The organism is Geodermatophilus sp. URMC 62 (assembly GCF_052931475.1).
Map to the genome: position 1 here is coordinate 918,974 of NZ_JBRFHY010000001.1, position 19,877 is coordinate 938,850.

The 19,877-nt window shown below is 76.3% G+C and carries 13 protein-coding genes; 5 read left to right on the top strand and 8 right to left on the bottom strand.

Going from position 1 to position 19,877, the window contains the following annotated elements; genetic code table 11:
* Window positions 1-69 precede the first annotated feature (69 nt).
* On the bottom strand, window positions 70-4,410 hold the full coding sequence (locus ACU616_RS04350) for a reprolysin-like metallopeptidase (protein WP_446757266.1): 4,341 nt from the start codon (window positions 4,408-4,410) through the stop codon (window positions 70-72).
* Between the two features lie 95 nt (window positions 4,411-4,505).
* The gene (locus ACU616_RS04355) at window positions 4,506-5,912 is read right to left on the bottom strand and encodes an NAD(P)H-quinone dehydrogenase (protein ID WP_446757267.1); all 1,407 of its coding nucleotides are present in this window, start codon (window positions 5,910-5,912) and stop codon (window positions 4,506-4,508) included.
* A gap of 116 nt (window positions 5,913-6,028) precedes the next feature.
* Between ACU616_RS04355 and ACU616_RS04360 the strand changes: the two genes are divergently transcribed.
* Both ACU616_RS04360 and ACU616_RS04365 read left to right on the top strand, forming a co-directional pair.
* Window positions 6,029-6,487: a gamma-glutamylcyclotransferase family protein gene (locus ACU616_RS04360; protein ID WP_446757268.1), complete on the top strand. Its 459-nt coding sequence runs from the start codon at window positions 6,029-6,031 to the stop codon at window positions 6,485-6,487.
* 179 nt (window positions 6,488-6,666) lie between these two features.
* Window positions 6,667-7,311, top strand: a complete 645-nt coding sequence (locus ACU616_RS04365) for a class I SAM-dependent methyltransferase (protein WP_446757269.1) — start codon at window positions 6,667-6,669, stop codon at window positions 7,309-7,311.
* Here the strand turns inward: ACU616_RS04365 and meaB are convergent.
* Genes meaB through ACU616_RS04395 form a run of 6 tightly spaced genes read right to left on the bottom strand, consistent with a single transcriptional unit; the run spans window position 7,308 to window position 16,510 of the window.
* The gene (meaB, locus tag ACU616_RS04370; protein ID WP_446757270.1) at window positions 7,308-8,327 is read right to left on the bottom strand and encodes a methylmalonyl Co-A mutase-associated GTPase MeaB; all 1,020 of its coding nucleotides are present in this window, start codon (window positions 8,325-8,327) and stop codon (window positions 7,308-7,310) included. The genes ACU616_RS04365 and meaB overlap by 4 nt on opposite strands.
* A 15-nt stretch (window positions 8,328-8,342) precedes the next feature.
* Window positions 8,343-10,550, bottom strand: coding sequence for a methylmalonyl-CoA mutase (gene scpA / locus ACU616_RS04375; RefSeq protein WP_446757271.1), 2,208 nt, complete (start codon window positions 10,548-10,550; stop codon window positions 8,343-8,345).
* Window positions 10,547-12,466, bottom strand: a complete 1,920-nt coding sequence (locus tag ACU616_RS04380; protein WP_446757272.1) for a methylmalonyl-CoA mutase subunit beta — start codon at window positions 12,464-12,466, stop codon at window positions 10,547-10,549. Before ACU616_RS04380 ends, scpA begins: the two co-directional genes overlap by 4 nt.
* A 39-nt stretch (window positions 12,467-12,505) precedes the next feature.
* Window positions 12,506-13,768, bottom strand: a complete 1,263-nt coding sequence (locus ACU616_RS04385) for an amidohydrolase (RefSeq protein ID WP_446757273.1) — start codon at window positions 13,766-13,768, stop codon at window positions 12,506-12,508.
* Window positions 13,765-14,970, bottom strand: coding sequence for a glutamate--cysteine ligase (locus ACU616_RS04390; RefSeq protein WP_446757274.1), 1,206 nt, complete (start codon window positions 14,968-14,970; stop codon window positions 13,765-13,767). Before ACU616_RS04390 ends, ACU616_RS04385 begins: the two co-directional genes overlap by 4 nt.
* 58 nt (window positions 14,971-15,028) lie before the next feature.
* Window positions 15,029-16,510 (bottom strand): hypothetical protein, encoded by a 1,482-nt coding sequence (locus tag ACU616_RS04395; protein ID WP_446757275.1) that lies wholly within the window; start codon window positions 16,508-16,510, stop codon window positions 15,029-15,031.
* Window positions 16,511-16,629: 119 nt separating this feature from the next.
* On the opposite strand from ACU616_RS04395, the gene ACU616_RS04400 reads away from it, so the two are divergent.
* Genes ACU616_RS04400 through ACU616_RS04410 form a run of 3 tightly spaced genes read left to right on the top strand, consistent with a single transcriptional unit; the run spans window position 16,630 to window position 19,876 of the window.
* Window positions 16,630-17,442 carry a purine-nucleoside phosphorylase gene (locus ACU616_RS04400; RefSeq protein ID WP_446757276.1) on the top strand — a complete coding sequence of 271 codons (813 nt, stop codon included), beginning with the start codon at window positions 16,630-16,632 and terminating at the stop codon, window positions 17,440-17,442.
* Window positions 17,439-18,254, top strand: coding sequence for an NAD-dependent epimerase/dehydratase family protein (locus tag ACU616_RS04405; RefSeq protein WP_446757277.1), 816 nt, complete (start codon window positions 17,439-17,441; stop codon window positions 18,252-18,254). Before ACU616_RS04400 ends, ACU616_RS04405 begins: the two co-directional genes overlap by 4 nt.
* Window positions 18,251-19,876: a phospho-sugar mutase gene (locus tag ACU616_RS04410; protein WP_446757278.1), complete on the top strand. Its 1,626-nt coding sequence runs from the start codon at window positions 18,251-18,253 to the stop codon at window positions 19,874-19,876. Before ACU616_RS04405 ends, ACU616_RS04410 begins: the two co-directional genes overlap by 4 nt.
* Window position 19,877 lies beyond the last annotated feature (1 nt).

Here is a 19,877-nt window from a genome sequence, read left to right on the forward strand (position 1 = left end):
GGCCCGGCCACGACGAGACGCGTCGGGGCCTGCCACCGGGTGGTGGCAGGCCCCGACGCGTCTGGCCCGTCAGAAGGTGATGGTGCCGTTCTGAAAGCGCTGCGTGACTCGCTGGCAGCGACCGCCGGTGTACAGCTCGCACACCTCGTTGTGGACCGGGTACCCGAGGCGCCCGTTCTCCCAGCCCTGGGCCGCCCACCGGTCGCGGATCGCGCCCCACACCGGCTGCGCGCCGGTCCCCAGTGACCAGTAGACCGACCCGCCCTGGAAGTGCTGATAGCAGCCGCCGTTGCGCAGTCCGCACACCTCACCGGTGATCGGCCAGCCCAGCTGACCGCTGAGGCTGCGCAGCCCCTCCCACCGGGCCCGGATGGCGCCGCCCACCGGGTGAGCCCCCGAGGCCGCGGACCAGAAGATTGTCCCGCCCTGGAAGTCCTGCCGGCAGCCACCGTCGCGCAGTAGGCAGTTCGCCGGGCCGGTCGGGTAGCCCAGGTGGCCGTTCTCCCAGCCTAGCTGCCCCCAGCGCGCCCGGATCGCGCCGTTCACCGGCTGCGCACCCGTCGCCGGTGACCACAGGATCGCCCCACCCCGGAACTCCTGGTAACAGCCGCCGTTGAGCAGGCCGCACACGGCCCCGCCGGTCGGGTACCCGAGGAAGCCGTTCTCCCAGCCCAGCTGCCCCCACCGGGCCCGGATCGCGCCGTTCACCGGCTGCGCGCCCGTCGCCGGGGACCAGTAGAAGCTCCCGCCCTGGAAGTCCTGCAGACACCCACCGTCACGCAGGCCGCAGACCTCGCCGGCGACGGGGTAGCCGAGCCAGCTGTTCTGCCCGCCCAGCGAGTTCCACCGGGCGCGGATGCCACCGTTGACCGGCTGCGCGCCCGACCGGGGTGACCAGTAGACGCTCGCGCCCTGGAAGTCCTGCAGACAGCCACCGTCGCGGAGGCCGCACACCGGCGCCGCAACGGGGTAGCCCAGGTAACCGTCCTCCCAGCCGAGCGAGCCCCACCGGCTGCGGATGGCGCCGTTGACCGGTTGGGCACCGGTGGCCGATGACCAGTAGAGGGAGCCGTTCTCGAAGTGCTGCCGGCACCCGCCGTTCCGCAGTCCGCACTGCTCACCGGTGATCGCGGAGCCGAGCCAGCTGCTGGGGCCGCCGAGCTGGCGGTAGCGCGCGGCGATGGCGGTCTCGGCGACGGGGCCCTCGGCCGCCGTCCTGACGACGACCGTCGCGCTCGGTCCGCCCGCGCTCCTCACCTCGAGCCAGAAACCCCCGGCCAGGGCCAGTTGTTCGTTCACCTCGAACACCGACTGCTCGTCGTGGTCCCAGTAGGCCTGCGGCGAGGGGGTGCCGTCGAGGAGCAGTGAGGTGTCGCTGGTGGGTCCGGGACCGTCGGTGTGCACGAGCACGCCGGAGTCGAAGACCGACACCCAGTAGGGGTCGGCCAGCCAGGCGTCGCGGCCCACACCCACGCGGTACTCCACCCAGTAGCGGGTCGAGCCGGTGGTCAGCGCGAGCACGCGGGTGCCGGTCCGGCTGCCCATGGCGCTGAGCGTGAAGGTGCCGCCGGTCCCTGTGGCCGGGATGGTCACCTGCGCCGATGTGGGCAGCACACCGAGCCGGGCGGCGTTCGGCGCGTTGAGGGAGCCGACCTCGTCCCACGAGACGCCCATGACGTCGTACCAGTCGTCGTACGCCACCGTCCGGCAGGGAGCGGTCTCCGGAGAGGCGTCGCACTGGACCGCCGAGGAGTGGCCCAGGCCGGCGTTGTGGCCGAGTTCGTGCGCGATCACCGACGTGAGGGTGTCCTGCACGTACATGCGGCCACCGTCGCCGAGGCCGGAACCGATCGTGCCGAGGCCGTACGCGCAGCCGGGGGTGCCACGAGGGATGTAGAGGAGCAGGTGCTCGGCCGGGCCGCCGGCCCAGCCCACGGCCGCGGCCACCTCGTCCCAGAGGGCGAAGGGGGTGGAGCAGTCGGCGGTCGTGGTGATCCAGTCGCGCCGGCCGGTCACCGCGACGGTGACCGCGCCGTCGGTCTGCTCGCCCCAGAACTCGCGGACCGGCCCGTCCACCGCGGCGACGACGTCGGCCAGCGCGGTGCCGTCCCGTGGCGCACCACCGGGCTGGACCATCACCACGGTCACGCCGTTGGTGTGCGGGGCGGTGGTGGCCGCCGCCTCGGCCGGGGCGACGACCTGGGCGTCGACCTGGGCGTCGACGACGTCGCGGGCGGGCGCCAGCCCCTGCTCGACGACCCCCTCGTCGCGCACCGCGGCGCCCACGGTGACCTCGACGGTGGCGCCCACCTCGAGATCGGCGACGTCCTCGGTGGGGACGCGCACCGACGCGCCGTCCTCGGGGTCGATCCAGCTCAGGAGGGTGTCCTCGGCGCCGGCCGCGCCGGCCGCGCCGGCGGTCGGTCCGGCGTGCTCGGGGTCGGCGAAGGCCTGGACCAGCTCGCCGACGACGACGTCGCCGGCGGCGGCGCCCTCCGGCGCCGGGTCCTCCGCCGCGGCCGGACCGGCGAGCAGCACCGGGGTCAGGACCGCGGTGGCGGCCGCGAGGGCGAGCAGCCGCGGGGACCGCGGACGGACGGCGAGGGGCACGGGTCTCTCCAGGTCAGGGGGTACCGATCTCCTCATCGGCGGGCCCGGCGCCGGACTGGACCCCGGAGCCGCGGCTGCACCCGTCCGGGCGTCAGGGGCGGCGGCGCAGCAGCGGCAGCCGGCGCGCGGCCAGCGCCGTCCCGCCGACGCCGAGCAGGCCGCCCGCAGCCAGCACGGGGGTGGTCCAGCCCGGGGCCGCGGGGCCGTGGCGGCCGCCGCGACCGGCGCGGCGGCAGGAGCGGGGACCTCGGTCGCGGCCGGGACGGACGGCGCCGCGGGGGCGGCGGCCGGCGGCTGCGCGGTGCCCGCGGCCGGCGACGGGGCGGCCGCGGGCACCGGGGCCGAGGTCGCGGGGGCACCGGCGGGGGCCGGCGCGCCCGGCAGCACCGAGGGCGCCGGGCCGGCCGGCGTCGCGGCGGTGCCGGCGACCGCGGGGCCGCCGACCACGGTGACCGTCGCGCCCGCCGGGGTGACGGCGTCGACCGTGACGGTCAGCTCCCCGCCGGCGACCGACACCGGGACGCCGGGCCGCAGGGCGGCCTGCAGGTCGCCGTCCCAGCCGGCCGCGGGCGACGGCGTGCCGTCGAGCAGCAGCGAGGTGTCGGGCAGCGCACCGCCGCGGTGCAGCAGGACGCCGCTGTCGAGCCCGTAGCGGTTGTCGGAGGCCAGCCAGGCGTCCCGGCCGACGGCGGCGCGGTACTCGAGCCAGTAGTCGGTGCCCTCGGCGTCGGTCAGCCGCGCCGCGCGGGTGCCGCTGTCACCGCCGACCGGGGCGAGGGTGACCGTCGTCGTCCCGGCGCCGACGGTCTGCGTGGCGGCGGCCGGCAGCACCCCGAGGCGCGCGGCCTGGGCGGCGGTCAGGCTGCCGAGGCGGTCCCACGAGATGCCCATGACGTCGTAGAAGTCGCGGTAGGCGGCGGTGTGGCAGGTGCCGTCCTCGGTCGCGCCGTCGCACTGCAGGCCGCTGGAGTGGCCGAGGCCGAAGTTGTGGCCCAGCTCGTGAGCGATGACGGCGGGCAGGTCGTCGCGGACGTAGAGGCGGCCGCCCGACGTCGTCCCGGCGCCGACCTGGCCGAGGGCGTAGGAGCAGCCGGGCAGGTCCTGCGGCTGGCTGCTGACGTAGAGCAGCAGGTGCTTGCCCGGGCCGGGGCGGAAGCCGACGCGGGCGGCGGCCTCGTCCCACAGCGCGGTGGGGTCGGTGCAGCCGGCGGTGGTGCGGATCCAGTCGTGCGCCTCGGTGACCCCGACGGTGACCGCGCCGCCGGTCTGCTCGGACCAGAACCGCGCGACCGGGTCGTTGACGGCCGAGACGACCGAGGACAGCGCCGTGCCGTCGGGCGTGCCGCCCTGCGGGACCACCATGACGACGGTGACCTGGTTGGTGACCGAGCCGGCCGGCACGGGGGCGGCCGTCGGGGCGGCCTGGACGACCTCGGTGCCGAGCACCTCGCGGGCCGGCTCGTAGCCGTCCTCGACGGCGGCCTGGTCGGTCTGCGTGCCGCCGACGGTCACCGCGACGGTCGCGCCGGGCTCGATGCCCTCGACGTCGTCGGCGGGGACGCGCACCGAGGTGCCGTCCTCCCCCTCGACGAGGGTCAGCGGCTCCTCGTGCGACTCACCGGCGTGCTGGCCCTCGATCGAGGTCTCCGGCCACACCTGGACGAGCTGGCCGGTGTACGTCTCGCCGGTGGTCTCCTCGGCCAGCGCCGACGACGCGAACGGGCCCGCGCAGAGCGCGAGCACAGCACCGGCGACGGCCAGGGACCGCGACAGGCGGGCGGGGACTCGGAGCGCTGACATCTCCCCCGACATCGGCGGGCCGGTGTCCCGTGCGCACCATCTGGGACCCGTCCGTCACACCGGTCCCGCCCGTCCCGTCCCGGGCGTCCCACCCGTCACGCGAGCGCGTCGGCCCCCATCAGTCTCCGGCCGGCCTCGGTGATCGAGCCCGACAGCGACGGGTAGATCGCGAAGGTCTGCGCCAGGTCGCTGACGGTCAGGCCCTTGGTCACCGCCAGCGCGATGGGCAGGATCAGCTCACTGGCGCCCGGCGAGACGACCACCCCGCCGACGACGACGCCGGTGGCCTTGCGGGCGAAGAGCTTGACGAACCCGGCGTGCAGGTCGCTCATCTTGGCCCGCGCGTTGGTGGCCAGCGGCAGCCGGACGACGTCGAGGTCGTGGCCCTCGGGCAGCGTCCTCTCCTGCACGCCGACGGTCGCGATCTCCGGGTGGGTGAAGACGTTGGCCGCCACGGTCTTCAGGCGGATCGGCTGCACGGCCTCGCCGAGGGCGTGCCACATGGCGATGCGGCCCTGCATGGCCGCGACGCTGGCCAGCTGGAAGACGCCGGTGACGTCGCCGGCGGCGTAGACGCCGGGCACGTTGGTGCGCGAGACCCGGTCGACGACGACGTGGCCGGACTCGCGCAGCTCGACCCCGCAGGCCTCGAGGTTGAGCCCGGCGGTGTTGGGCACGGTGCCCACGGTCATCAGCGCGTGCGAGCCCTCGACGGTGCGCCCGTCGGTGAGCTCGACGAGCACGCCCTTCTCGGTGCGGGTGACGGCCGCCGCACGGCCCCGCTCGGCGATCCGCCCGCCGCGGGCCTGGAAGACCTCCTCGAGCACCTCCGCGGCGTCGGCGTCCTCCCCGGGCAGCACCTGGTCGCGGGAGGAGACCAGGGTGACCGGCACGCCGGCCTCGAGGTAGCCGGAGGCGAACTCCGCGCCGGTGACGCCCGAGCCGACGACGACGAGGTGCTCGGGCATCTCCTCGAGGTCGTACACGTCGCGCCAGTCGAGGATCCGCTCGCCGTCGGGCTCGGCCCCGGGCAGCACGCGCGGGTCGGCGCCGGTGGCGATGAGGACGACGTCGCACTCGAGGCTCTCGGCCACCGCGCCGTCGGCGTCGAGCACCTCGACGCGGTGCTGGACCAGGCCGCGGACGTCGTCGGCGAGCCGGCCCTGACCGGCGACGAGGCGCACGCCCTCGGCGGTCAGCCGGGCGTGGATGTCGGCGGACTGGGCGACCGCGAGGCCCTTGACCCGGTGGTTGACGGTGGCCAGGTCCAGCCCGACCGTGCGCAGGTCGGTGCCGCGCAGCCCCAGGACGCTGGAGTCGCGGACCGAGGTCATCGTCCCGGCGGCGGCGATGAAGGTCTTGGACGGGACGCAGTCGGTGAGGACGCTGGCCCCGCCGAGTCCGTCGCGTTCGACGACGGTGACCTCCGCACCGAGCGAGGCGGCCACCAGCGCGGCCTCGTAGCCGGCCGGGCCGCCACCGATGATGACGATGCGGGTCATGGCGCTCTCCTGCGTCAGGGGGTCGTGCTGTGCCCCTCATCCTCCCAGCCGTCGCCGCCGGAGTCGGGCAACTCACGGGTCGCGCGGCCCACACCGGCCCGTAGGCTCGGTCGGCGATGGGTCTCTACGCCGCCTACGGGTCCAACATGGACCCCGACCAGATGCAGCGCCGCTGCCCGTCCTCCCCGCACGTGGGCACCGGCTGGGTCCGCGGCTGGCGGCTGACCTTCGGCGCGGAGGAGTACGGCTGGGAGGGCGCGCTGGCCACCCTGGTCCCCACCGACGACGACTCCCCCGGCGTGTTCGTCGCGCTCTACGACCTCACGCCCGCCGACGAGCAGGCCCTCGACGCCTGGGAGGGCGCCGACTCCGGCCTGTACCGCAAGCTCAACCTGGGGGTGCACACCCTGGGCGGCGACGTCGTCGCCTACGTCTACGCGCTGGACGCCTTCGAGGGCGGGTTGCCCTCGGCCCGCTACCTGGGCGCGATCGCCGACGCCGCGGAGGCCGCCGGCGCCCCGGCCGACTACCTCGCGGAGCTGCGCGCCCGCGAGTGCCGCTCCACGGGGGCCTAGCGTCTGGCTCACCGCTGCCCGCGGCAGGACCCGGGGAGGCCACCCGGGAGGCCAGACGGTGTCGGCCGGATACGTTCCTGGCCATGAACACCGAGGCCGGGAACGCCGGGGTCGCACCACCTCGGCAGGTGCCGTCCGCGTCCCTGGCGACACGACTGCGCGCGCGTGTCCCGCCGTCCGTGCGACAGGCGGTCCTGAGGGTGCTCAACCAGCCCTGGGACCTGGAGCGGGCAGCCGGTCGGCACGCGTTCCGCACCAGCGCCGAACTCGTGGCCACGTCGATGCCGCTGGCGCGCGTGTTCCGGACCCCGTTCGCGGTCCTCGACCACGCGCTGGCGGCCGCTCCGCCGACCGGCCTGGTGGCCGAGTTCGGCGTGCACACGGGATCGACGTTGCGGCGGATCGCTCGCGCCCGCTCCGGCGCTCACGGCTTCGACTCGTTCCAGGGGCTGCCCGAGGACTGGCGTCCCAGTCACCCCAGGGGGTCCTTCGCGCTGAGCACGCTGCCCTCCGTCGGCGACGCCGAGCTGCACGTCGGCTGGTTCGAGGAGACGCTGCCCCCCTTCCTCGAGCACAACGACCAGCCGGCGGCGCTCCTGCACCTCGACGCCGACCTGTACTCCTCCACCGCGACGGTCCTGACCGCCTTGGAGAGCCGCATCCGGCCGGGCACGGTGCTGCTGTTCGACGAGTACCTGAACTATCCCGGGTGGGAGCAGCACGAGCACCGGGCGTTCGTGGAGTACGTCGAGCGCACCGGTGTCCGGTTCGAGTACATCGCCTACAACAGCCGGGGCCAGCAGGTGGCGGTGCGGATCCGCTAGCCGCCGGGACGGCGACCCGTGCCGTCCCGGGGGTCGGCGAGGAAGGTCTCGAGCAGCCGGCGGGCGGCCAGCGCGGGGGTCAGCTCCCCGGCCAGGACGGCCTTCTCCAGCTCCGGCGCCGACGACCGGACGCCGGGGTGGGCGCGCAGCCGGTGCTCGAGCCCGTCGCGCACCAGCTGCCAGGTCCAGCGCACCTGCTGCCCGCGGCGCCGCTCGTCGAGGGCGCCCGACGCCCGCGCCCGGTCCTGGTGCTCGACCAGCTTCGCCCACACCTCGGCCAGCCCGTCGCCGGTCAGCCCGGCGCAGGTCAGCACCGGCACGTCCCAGCCGCCGGGGGTGTGGCCGCGCAGCATCCGGATCGCCCCGGCCAGCTCGCGGGCGGCCTTGCGCGCGTCGCCGGCGGCCGGCCCGTCGGCCTTGTTGACGGCGATGACGTCGGCGATCTCGAGGATCCCGCGCTTGATCCCCTGCAGCTGGTCGCCGGTGCGCGCCAGCGTGAGGAACAGGAAGGAGTCGACCATCTCCGCGACGGTCACCTCCGACTGCCCGACGCCGACGGTCTCGACCAGCACGACGTCGTGCCCGGCGGCCTCCACGACGACCATCGACTCGCGCGTCGCCTGCGCCACCCCGCCCAGCGTGCCGGCGGTCGGCGCCGGCCGGATGAAGGCGTTGCGGTCGACCGCCAGCCGCGCCATGCGGGTCTTGTCGCCGAGGATCGACCCGCCCGAGCGCGCCGACGACGGGTCGACGGCGAGGACGGCGACGCGGTGCCCGGCCGCGGTGAGGTCGACGCCGAGTGAGTCGATGAACGTCGACTTGCCCACGCCGGGCACCCCGGAGATGCCGACCCGGCGGGCGTTCCCGGCGTGCGGCAGCAGCTCGACCAGCAGCTCCTGGGCGCGCTCGCGGTGGTCGGCGCGGCGCGACTCGACCAGCGTGATCGCGCGGGCCAGCGCCCGGCGGTCGCCGCCCAGGACCCCCTCGACGAGCGCCGGGACGTCCGGACCCGGCATCAGTGGCCCATGCCGTCAGTGACCCAGGCGCGAGGACAGCGTCGTCAGCAGCTCCTGCGCCGCCTCGGCGATGACCGTGCCGGGCGGGAACACCGCGGCGGCGCCCATCTCCTTCAGCGTCGGCACGTCGTCGGGCGGGATCACGCCGCCCACCACGACGAGCACGTCGTCGGCGCCGAGCTCGGCGAGCGCGTCCCGCAGCGCCGGCACCAGCGTCAGGTGGCCCGCGGCCAGGGAGGAGACCCCGACGACGTGCACGTCGGCCTCCACCGCCTGCCGGGCGACCTCCTCCGGCGTCTGGAACAGCGGGCCGACGTCGACGTCGAAGCCGAGGTCGGCGAACGCGGTGGCGATGACCTTCTGCCCGCGGTCGTGGCCGTCCTGGCCCATCTTGGCGACCAGGATGCGCGGCCGCCGTCCCTCGGCCTCCTCGAACGCCTCGGTCATGCGGCGGGTCTCCTCCAGCGGGCCCGAGCGGCCGGCCTCCTCGCGGTACACCCCGGAGATGGTGCGCACCTGCCCGGAGTGCCGCCCGTAGACCTGCTCGAGCGCGTCGGAGATCTCCCCGACGGTGGCCTTGGCCCGCGCCGCGTCGACGGCGAGCTTGAGCAGGTTCGCGTCCAGCGAGGAGTCGCGGCGTCCCTCGGCCGCCGCGCGGGCGGCGTCGGTGAGTCGGCGCAGCGCCTCCTGCACGGCCGAGGGGTCCCGCGACGCGCGCAGCTCCTCCAGCTTGGCCTTCTGCTGCGCGAGCACGTCGGCGTTGTCGACGCGAAGCACCTCGATCGCCTCGTCGGCGTCGACCCGGTACTTGTTGATGCCGATCACCGGCTGGCGGCCGGAGTCGATGCGCGCCTGGGTGCGGGCGGCGGCCTCCTCGATGCGCAGCTTCGGGATGCCGTCGTCGATGGCCTGCGCCATGCCGCCGTGCTCGGCGACCTCCTCGATGTGCGCCCAGGCGCGGCGGGCCAGGTCGTAGGTCAGCTTCTCCACGTACGCCGACCCGCCCCACGGGTCGATGACCCGCGTCGTCCCCGACTCCTGCTGCAGCAGCAGCTGGGTGTTGCGGGCGATGCGCGCGGAGAAGTCGCTGGGCAGCGCGAGCGCCTCGTCGAGGGCGTTGGTGTGCAGCGACTGGGTGTGCCCCTGGGTGGCGGCCATGGCCTCCAGGCAGGTGCGGACGACGTTGTTGTAGACGTCCTGCGCGGTCAGCGACCAGCCCGAGGTCTGCGAGTGGGTGCGCAGCGACAGCGACTTGTCCTGCTGGGCGCCGGCCTCCCGCATCAGCCGGGCCCACAGCAGCCGCGCCGCCCGCAGCTTCGCGACCTCCATGAAGAAGTTCATGCCGATCGCCCAGAAGAACGACAGCCGCGGCGCGAACACGTCGACGTCGAGTCCGGCGTCCTTGCCCGCCGTCACGTACTCCACCCCGTCGGCCAGCGTGTACGCCAGCTCCAGGTCGGCCGTCGCCCCGGCCTCCTGCATGTGGTAGCCGGAGATGGAGATCGAGTTGAACCGCGGCATCTCCTGCGAGGTAAACGCGAAGATGTCGCTGACGATCTGCATCGACGGCTTCGGCGGGTAGATGTAGGTGTTGCGGACCATGAACTCCTTGAGGATGTCGTTCTGGATGGTCCCGGCCAGCTGCTTCGGGGCGACCCCCTGCTCCTCGGCGGCGAGGACGTAGAGCGCCAGCACCGGCAGCACCGCGCCGTTCATGGTCATCGACACCGTCATCCGGTCCAGCGGGATGCCGTCGAAGAGCTGCCGCATGTCCAGGATCGAGTCGATCGCCACCCCGGCCATGCCGACGTCGCCGACGACGCGCGGGTGGTCGGAGTCGTAGCCGCGGTGGGTGGCCAGGTCGAACGCGACCGACAGGCCCTTCTGCCCGGCAGCGAGGTTGCGCCGGTAGAACGCGTTGGACTCCGCGGCGGTGGAGAAGCCCGCGTACTGGCGGACCGTCCACGGCTGGGTCGTGTACATCGTCGGGTAGGGGCCGCGCAGGAACGGCGGCAGGCCCGGGTAGGTCTGCAGGAAGTCCAGGCCGGCGAGGTCGGCCGGGGTGGCCAGCGGCGGGACGGCGATGCCCTCCGGCGTCTCCCAGGTCGCCTCCTCGACGCCGCGGCCGGTGACCTCCTGGAACCGCTTGGCCCAGTCGGCCACGCCGCCGCCGGCCGCGGGGCGGCCCAGCTCGACGCTGCCGAAGTCGGGGATCCCGCTCATGCCCGCACCTCCACCTGCTGGTCGTCGCCCTCTGCGCGATCGAGGCCCACCTGGTCGTGCACCGTCCGGAGGACGTCGAGTGCGTCGCACCCGGCGTACACGTACCCGTCGACGCCGTCCACACCCAGCGACGGCCGGCCGGCGAGCCAGACGTGGGTGGCACCGGCGGCGCGCAGCTCCGCGGCCAGGGCCGCCGCGGACTCCGCGTAGTCGCCGTCGGTGCCGCAGATGCAGGCCACGGTGGTCCCCGCCCCGGCGAGGCCGGAGGCGCCGTCGCCGGCCGGGGTCTCCAGGCCGCCGGCCTGGAACAGGTTGCCGGCGAAGGTGGCCCGCGCGGTGTGCCGGGCCACCGGGCCGATCGTGGCGAGGTACACGCGCGGCCGGGTGGGGGCGGCGTCGGCGCGGTCGCGCAGCTGCTCGTACTCCTGCGCCGCCCGCACGCGGGGCAGGCCACCGGTCGGGTGCAGGTCGGCGGCCGGCTGCCGCTCGGGGAGCTTCTCGGCCAGGTGGGGGAACTCGCTGACGCCGGTGATCGCCTCGGAGCGCTTCGCCAGCCGGCGCGACCGCTCGTCCCACGCGGACGCCAGGCGGTCGCGGACGAGCCCGGACGACAGCGCCGCCGCCAGCCCGCCGGCCCGCTCGATCTCGGTGAACCACGCCCACGCCGCCTGGGCCAGCGACTCGGTGAGCGACTCGACGTACCAGGAGCCGCCGGCCGGGTCGAGCACGCGCGCCAGCGACGCCTCCTCGACCAGCAGGCTCTGGGTGTTGCGGGCGATCCGGCGGGAGAACGCGTCGGGCAGGCCGAGGGCGGCGTCGAAGGGCTGCACGGTGACGACGTCGGCCCCGCCCACGCCGGCGGCGAAGCAGGCCACCGTCGTCCGCAGCATGTTGACCCAGGGGTCGCGCCGGGTCGTCATCACCGACGACGTCACCGCGTGCTGGCGCACGGCCCGGGCGTCGGCGGAGGCGCCGCTGACCTCGCCGACGCGGTCCCACAGCCGGCGGGCGGCGCGCAGCCCGGCGATGGTCGTGAACTGGTCGGCCGACGCCGACCAGCGGAACTCGAGCGCGGCGCACGCCTCGTCGACCGACAGCCCGCCGTCGGTCAGCGCGCGCAGGTAGGCGACCCCGGCCGCCAGCGCGCAGCCCAGCTCCTCGACCGCGGTGGCCCCCGCGTCGGCGTAGACGGTGGCGTCGACGACGACGGTGCGCCAGCCCGCGGGGGTGCGCCGGACGAGGTCGGCCAGCCCGGCGAGGTCCTGCTCCTCCCCCGACGCGGCGTGCACGCCGAGCGGGTCGAGGCCCAGCGAGCCGCCGGGGGCGAGGTCGGTGCGGTCCCCGACCAGCGACAGCAGCGCCTCCGCGGCGGGCAGCCCCCCGGAGACCGACACCGGCGCGAGGTCGAGGTAGACGTCGGAGAGCACGTCGCCGAGCGCGTCGACGGGGACGGCGCCCTCCCCCAGCACCAGCCACAGCGAGGTGACGCCGTTCTCCAGGTCGGCGGCGATCGCCTCCCTGGTCACGGCGACGTCGGGGTGGGCGTGCCGCTGCCGCACGTCCCAGCCGGCCGGGACGTCTCCGGCCGTCGTGCCACCGCCCGAACCCGCCCGCGACCCGCGGACGAACGGCGGCAGCCCCGGGACGCCGACCGCCGTCGGCAGGTCGCCGGCGTCCTCGGCGGTGTAGAGCGGGGCGACGCTCACCCCGGTGGCCACCGTGCGGCGCAGCGCGTCCTCGACGGGGTCGGGCAGCTCCTCGCGGCCGGCCTTCCGCAGCACCCCGGTGACCAGTTCGCGCCACCGCTCGCGGCTGGCCGGGGGGAACCCGGCGGCCAGGGACAGCTCGTCGGGCACCTCGTGCTCGGCGGGCACCTCGTCGTCACCCGGTGTCGCTGGCTGCGGAGTGGCGTTCATCGTCGAACTCCCGGCGTCGGCTCTGGGTCCAGGGACGTTCTACCGCCGTTCGCCCGGCCGTGGTCGGGCGGGGTGTCCCGGGGACGGCGGTCCGGCGGCCGGGCCGGTGCTCCCGGCGTCGGCGACCAGCGCCTGCAGCGCGGCGCGCACCATCAGCCGCACGCCCACGCCGATGGCGCGCTCGTCGACGTCGAAGGTGCCGCGGTGCAGGTCCAGCGGCTCCCCGCCGCCGTGCGTGCCGAGCCGGGCCAGGGCGATCGGGACGACGTCGGCGAACCAGCCGAAGTCCTCCCCGCCCATGCTCTGCGGCGCCGGCCGCACGCCCTCGGGGCCCACGGTGCCCAGCGCCGCGGCGCGCAGCAGGGCCACGGTGCGCGGGTCGTTGACCACCGGCGGGACGCCGCGCACGTAGTCGACCGCCACCTGCGCGCCGGTCGGGGCGGCGACCCGCTCGACCAGCCGCCGCACCCGGGTCTCCGCGCCGGCCCACTCCTCGCGGTCGAGGACGCGCACGGTGCCGCGCAGGGTGCCGCGCTGCGGGATGGCGTTGGCCGCGACCCCGGCGTTGACCGCGCCCCACACCAGCGACATCCCCGCCCGCGGGTCCACCTGCCGCGACAGCAGCGCGGGCAGGTCGGTGATCAGCCGGCCGAGGGCGTCGACCAGGTCGACGGTCAGCTGCGGGCGGGCGGTGTGCCCGCCGGGCCCGGTGAGGACGACGTCGACCCGGTCGCAGGCCGCGGTGATCGAGCCGGTGCGCAGCCCCACCGCGCCCACGGGCGTGGCCGGGTCGCAGTGCAGCGCGAACGCCCGCGACGCACCCTCGAGGACGCCGGCCTCCACCACGTGCGCGGCCCCGCCGGGCACGGTCTCCTCGGCGGGCTGGAAGACGCAGCGCACGGTGCCGGGCAGGCCGTCCAGCTCCGCCAGCGCGAGCGCCGCGCCGAGGACGACGGTGGTGTGGACGTCGTGGCCGCAGGCGTGGCACATGCCCTCGCGCGTGGAGGCGTAGGGGACGTCCTTGAGGTCGGCCAGCGGCAGCGCGTCGATGTCGGCCCGCAGCACGACGGTGGGCCCCGGCCCCCCGCCGACGTCGACGACCAGCCCGGTGCCCCCGGGCAGCCGCCGCGGGGCGAGCCCGGCCTCGCTGAGCCGCTCCTCGAGGTGGGCGGTGGTCTCCACCTCGGCGTAGGCGATCTCGGGGTGGGCGTGCAGGTGCCGGCGGACGCCGACGAGCTCGTCGGACCGGTCGGCCACCCACGCGTCGAGGCCGGCGGCCAGCTCCTCGGGGGTGCGGGTCATGCGGCGTGCCCGCCGGCGCAGGCCGCCGGGCCGGGGACGGAGCCGTCCGGGGAGGTGGCCGGGCCGTCGTCGGGCAGACCGTCGCGCAGCTCGCCCAGCAGGCCGTCGACGACGGTGCGCAGGTCGCCGCCGGCCGCGCGCGCGGCGGCGCGCTGGCGCTGGTAGGACGCGCCGACGGCGAGGACCCGCTCGACGCCGGCCAGCTCGGCCTCGCAGCCCAGCCGCCGCGCGGTGGGCGCGAGGTCCTCGGCGAGGTCGAGCAGCGCCTGGCGCACCGGGCGCACGGTGGCCCTCTCGTCGACGATGACGTCGGCGTCGAGGCCGTAGCGGGCCGCCCGCCACTTGTTCTCCCGCAGGATCCAGCTCGGCGGGGTGGGCAGGGTGTAGCCGCGGTCGAGCTGGGTGTCGAACTGCTCGACCAGGCACTGCGACAGCGCCGCCACCACGCCGATCTCCTCGAGCGTGGGCAGGCCGTCGCAGATGCGCAGCTCCACGGTGCCGAAGCCGGGGTGCGGGCGGATGTCCCACCACACCTCGCGCACGCTCTGGATGGAGCCGGTGGCGATCAGCGTCTCCATGTAGGTCTCGAACGCGCCCCAGTCGCGCAGCTGGTGCGGCAGACCCGCCGTCGGCATGGCCTCGAAGACCTTGCTGCGCGAGGAGGCCAGGCCGGTGTCGCAGCCGACCCAGAACGGCGAGGACGCCGAGAGCGCCAGGAGGTGCGGCACGTACTGGGTGAGGGCGTTGACGATCGGCATCGCCTTCTCCGGCGCGCGGACGCCGACGTGCACGTGGACGCCGAAGATCTGCAGCCGCCGGGCCAGCCACTGCATGCGCTCGACCAGCTGCAGGTAGCGCTCCTTGGGCGAGATCAGCTGGGTCTGCCAGTCGGTGAACGGGTGCGTGCCGGCGCACAGCAGGCCGAGCCCACGGCGGTCGGCGGCGGCGGCGACCTCGGCCACGGTGCCGGCGAGGTCGGCGGTGGCCTCCTCGACGGTGGTGCACACGCCGGTGATGACCTCGACGGTCGACTGCAGCAGCTCGTGCTTGGCCTTGGGGTGCTCCTCGGCGCCCTCGGGGCGGATCTCCTCGAGGATCTCCACGGCTCCCGCGGTCAGCTCCCGGCTCTCCCGGTCGACGAGCTGCAGCTCCCACTCCACACCCAGGCTGGCCCGCTCGGAGGAGGCGAAGGGGATCTGCACGCCACGAGGATAGGGACGACCGCGCCCCGCCACCGCCCGGAACGGCGCGGACGGGGCGTCAGACGGCGGCGAGCTCGGGCGTCCCGCTCGCGGGGACGCCGAGCACGGCGGCGGCCGGTGCCCGGTCGAGCACCGCGGCGACCGCCCGGCGGCCGTAGCGGTCGGGGTGCACGAGCACGCAGCACAGGTCGCGGCCGACCACCGAGACGCCGGCGCCGTCGTCGGTGGGCACCACCGCCTCCACCCGCGACCACGGGATGCCGTGCACGTCGCCGTCGGCGTCGCGGTGGGCCAGGCCCTCGTCGGAGACGACCAGCGCCACGCGGGCGGCGGGGTCGAGCAGCCGCCGGTGCAGCGGCGGGCGGAACAGCACGCCCTCGGGCAGGGCCGGCAGCGTGCCGCACAGCGGACGGCGGACCACCCGCGGGTCCGGCCCGTCCCAGACGGCGGTGTCGGGCACGGCCAGGACGGCGGTCGGCTCGGCGCGGCGCAGGGCCGCGGTGACCTGCGCGGGCGTGGTCGCCCGCCAGGCGGCCAGCGTGGCGGCGGCCGGGCGGGAGGGCAGCCCGACGGCGGCGCAGTAGGCGGCGTCGGCCAGCTCGGCGCCGGCGGCGTCCTCCTCGTCGAGCTCGGCCTCCAGCCCCGCGACGGCGTGGGCGACCTCCGCGGCCGTCGGGCCGTCGGCGCACAGCTCGGCGAACGTCTGCCACAGCAGGGCCGCCACCTCCGCGTCGCGGCCGGTGCGGGCGTCGACGACGACGGCCACCTCGCGCCGGTCGGCGGCCAGGTCGAGGGCCAGCGAGTCGACGGCGTAGGAGAGCCCGCGGGTGTGCCGGGCGCGCTCGCGCAGCCGGTCCTTCGCCACGTCGACCCCGACGGCGAGTGCGACGTCGTCCGGCCGGTCGGTGGCCAGCAGCAGCCCGACGCCGGGCGCGTCCGTGCGGGTCCACACCGGGCCGTCCTGCGGCCGCGGGACCGGCACCCGCCGCGCCGGCCGGGGACCGGCGGCCAGCGGCAGCCGCAGCCCCTCGGGCAGCGGGCCGTGGCACCACAGCGCCGCGTTGCCCCGGACGAACCAGCGGGCGGCGTGCGCCCGCACCACCTCCTCGGGGAGGTGCTCGGGCCCCGGCCCGGCCGACACGGTCAGCCCCGGCCCGGTGAGGCCGTAGCGGGCCGCCCACAGCGCGCTGACCGTCGAGGAGCCGGTGCCGCACCCCTCGGCCTGCAGCACGCCGGCCTCGGCGGCCAGCCGCTGCGTGGGCAGGTCGGCCAGCGCGCGGCAGATCCCCTCCAGGAACGCGCGGACCGCCTCCGGCCGGCCCGTGGCGAAGAAGGCGGTGCTGTCGACGTCGGTGACGGCGTTGCAGCGCAGGTGCGTGCGGGGCAGCGCCGCCATGGCGAGGTGCTCGACCAGGTGGGTGACCTCGATCGTCGCGAACGTCTCGTCGCGCAGGCCGACGCCGAAGACGAGGGCGGCGGTCGTGCGCTGCGGTCCCGCGGCGGTGAAGACGGGGACGCCGTCGATCTGCGTTCGCTGCACGGCGGTCATGGTCGCGGCCGGCCGGCCCGCTCCCCCGGGCCGACACGCCACCCGGGGCGACTGGGGCGGGTGAGCCCGGTCGCCGTCCCGGCCCCGCGGTCCTGCGTTAGCGTCGCCCGGTGAGCGCACCCCCTGCCGGGACCCACCCGGACGCCCTCGCCCGCACCGCCGCCGCGGAGCTGACCTCGGCCCTGGGCGGGGGCCACGACGTGGCCGTCGTGATGGGCTCGGGCTGGGCCCCCGCCGCCGACGCCTTCGGCGAGCCCGCGGCCTCGGTCGGCATCGGCGACCTGCCCGGCTTCGCCACCCCCACCGCCGTCGGCCACGGCGGGCAGGTGCGGTCGGTGCGCGTCGGCGACCGGCGGGTGCTGCTCTTCCTCGGCCGCACCCACCTCTACGAGGGCCGCGGCGTGGAGCCGGTCGTGCACGGCGTCCGCACCGCCGCCGCGGCCGGCGTGCGCACCGTCGTCCTGACCAACGCCGCCGGTGGCCTGGACCCGGGGCACCGGGTGGGCCAGGCGGTGCTGATCGGCGACCACCTCAACCTGACCGCCCGCTCCCCGCTGGTGGGGGCGACCTTCGTCGACCTCACCGACCTCTACACCGCGCGGCTGCGCGCACTGGCCCGGTCGATCGAGCCGGACCTGACGGAGGGCGTCTACGCGGCGCTGCCCGGGCCGCACTACGAGACGCCGGCCGAGATCCGCATGCTGCGCACCCTCGGCGCCGACCTGGTGGGCATGTCCACCGCGCTCGAGGCGATCGCCGCCCGCGCCGCCGGGATGGACGTGCTGGGCCTGTCGATGGTCACCAACGCCGCGGCCGGCATCACCGGGGAGGAGCTCGACCACGCGGAGGTGCTCGCCGCGGGCAGGGCGGCGGCCGGCGGGCTGGGCCGCTTCCTCGTCGAGTTCGTGGGCCGGCTGCCGTGAGCGGCCCGGTGCTGGTCACGGGCGCGGCCGGGCGCATCGGCACGGTGCTGCGCGAGGGGCTGCCCGAGCGGGGCTGGCCGGTCCGCAGCCTCGACGTCGTCGCGATCGCCGAGCCGCGGCCGGGTGAGGAGACCGTCGTCGCCGACGTCACCGACCTCGGTGCGCTGACCGCCGCCACGCAGGGCGCGGCCGCCGTCGTGCACCTGGGCGGCCTCTCCGGCGAGTCCACCTGGTCGGCGATCGCGCACGCCAACATCGAGGGCACGTACTGCGTGCTCGAGGCCGCCCGCCGCACCGGCGTGCGCCGGGTCGTGCTGGCCAGCAGCAACCACGCCACCGGCTTCACCGGGCGCCCGGCGTCCGGCCCGCTCGGGGAGCACGACGGCCCGTCGCGGCCCGACACCTATTACGGCGTGTCCAAGGTGACCATGGAGGCGCTCGGCTCGCTGTACGCCGACCGCTACGGCCTCGACGTGGTCTGCCTGCGCATCGGCACCCAGGCCCCCGAACCGCCGACGACGCGGGCGCTGGCCACCTGGCTCTCCCCGCGCGACGCCGTCGCGCTGGTCGACGCCGCACTGCGTGCCCCCTCCCCCGGCTTCCGCGTGGTCTGGGGCGTGTCGGCCAACACCCGTGGCTGGTGGGACCTCACCGCGGCCCGGTCGCTCGGCTACGAGCCGCAGGACGACGCCGAGGTGTACGCCGACGCGCTCGTCGCCGCGCACGGCGAGCCCGACCCGGCCGACCCGGTGCACGCGCGGGTGGGCGGGGAGTTCACGCTGCCCGGGTACGACGCCGAGGAGCAGGCGTGAGCGTGCTCGACGCCGCCCGCGCCTGGGCCGCCGCCGACCCCCACCCCGGTGACCGCGCCGAGGTCGAGGCGCTGGTCGCGGCCGGCGACACCGCCGAGCTCGAGCGCCGCTTCTCCGGGCCGCTGACCTTCGGCACCGCCGGCCTGCGCGGCCCGCTGCGCGCCGGGCCGGCCGGCATGAACGCCGCCGTCGTCACCCGGGCCGCCGCCGGGCTCGCGGCCTGGCTCACCCGTGCCGGGCACGCCGGCGGCGGCGTGGTGGTCGGCTTCGACGCCCGGCACCGCTCCGACGAGTTCGCGCACGTCTCCGCGGCGGTGCTGGCCGGCGCCGGGTTCGCCGTCCAGGTGCTGCCCCGGCCGCTGCCGACGCCGGTGCTGTCCTTCGCCGTCCGGCACCTCGGCTGCGCCGCCGGGGTGATGGTGACCGCGAGCCACAACCCGCCGCAGGACAACGGCTACAAGGTCTACCTCGCCGACGGCGCGCAGCTCGTCCCGCCGGCCGACCGCGAGATCGAGGCCGCGATCGCCGCCGTCGGCCCGGCGCGGGAGGTGCCGACGTCCGACGACTGGCTTCCCCTCGGCGACGACGTCGAGGCCGACTACGTGGCGGCGGTGGTCCGGGCGCTGGACCCCGCGCAGGTGCCGGCGATCGTGCGGCAGGGGGTGACCGTGGCCTACACCGCGATGCACGGCGTCGGCGCGGCCACCACGCGTGCGGTGTTCGCCGCCGCCGGGTTCGCGCCGCCGGTCGGCGTGGCTGAGCAGGAGGCCCCCGACCCGGCGTTCCCGACCGTCGCCTTCCCCAACCCGGAGGAGCCCGGCGCGGTCGACCTGCTGCAGGACCTCTCCTCCCGGGTCGGCGCCACCGTCGCGATCGCCGAGGACCCCGACGCCGACCGCTGCTCGGTGGTGGTCGACGGCCGGCAGCTCACCGGCGACGAGGTGGGCGGCCTGCTCGCCGACTGGCTGCTGCGCCGCGGGGTGCGGGGCACGTACGCCTCGTCGCTGGTCAGCGGCTCGCTGCTGCACGCGCTGACCCAGGCGCACGGCGTCCGGTTCGCCGAGACCCCGACCGGCTTCAAGTGGATCATCCGCGCCGGCACCGACGACGAGCCGCTGGTCTTCGGCTACGAGGAGGCGCTGGGCTACGCGGTGACGCCCGGTGTCGCGCGGGACAAGGACGGCATCTCCGCCGCCCTGGCCGTCGCGCTGCTGGCCGCGGAGCTCAAGGCGAGCGGGCGGTCGCTGCTCGACCGGCTCGACGAGCTCGCCGTCGAGCACGGGCTGTTCGCCACCGGCCAGCTGTCGGTGCGGGTCGAGGACCTCTCGGTCATCTCCGGCGCGATGGCCCGGCTGCGCGCCGGCCCGCCGACGCGGCTGCTCGGCCGGGAGGTCACCGCGACCGACCTGCTGACCGAGGACCCGCCGGTCGACGCCGTCCGGCTGCTCGGCGACGGCGTCCGCGTGGTCGTGCGCCCCAGCGGCACCGAGCCCAAGCTCAAGGCCTACCTGGAGACCGTCGTCCCGGTGCACGACGACGCCGGCGTCATCGCCGCGCGCGGCCGCGGCGAGGACGAGCTCGACCAGTTGCGCGCCGAGATGGCCGCCGCCCTGGGGGTGTGAC

Excerpts from the sequence above, each read along its gene's own strand:
- ACU616_RS04350 (WP_446757266.1), bottom strand. The coding sequence starts at position 4,410 with ATGTCAGCGCTCCGAGTCCCCGCCCGCCTGTCGCGGTCCCTGGCCGTC.
- ACU616_RS04355 (WP_446757267.1), bottom strand. The coding sequence starts at position 5,912 with ATGACCCGCATCGTCATCATCGGTGGCGGCCCGGCCGGCTACGAGGCC.
- ACU616_RS04360 (WP_446757268.1), top strand. The coding sequence starts at position 6,029 with ATGGGTCTCTACGCCGCCTACGGGTCCAACATGGACCCCGACCAGATG.
- meaB (WP_446757270.1), bottom strand. The coding sequence starts at position 8,327 with ATGCCGGGTCCGGACGTCCCGGCGCTCGTCGAGGGGGTCCTGGGCGGC.
- scpA (WP_446757271.1), bottom strand. The coding sequence starts at position 10,550 with ATGAGCGGGATCCCCGACTTCGGCAGCGTCGAGCTGGGCCGCCCCGCG.
- ACU616_RS04380 (WP_446757272.1), bottom strand. The coding sequence starts at position 12,466 with ATGAACGCCACTCCGCAGCCAGCGACACCGGGTGACGACGAGGTGCCC.
- ACU616_RS04385 (WP_446757273.1), bottom strand. The coding sequence starts at position 13,768 with ATGACCCGCACCCCCGAGGAGCTGGCCGCCGGCCTCGACGCGTGGGTG.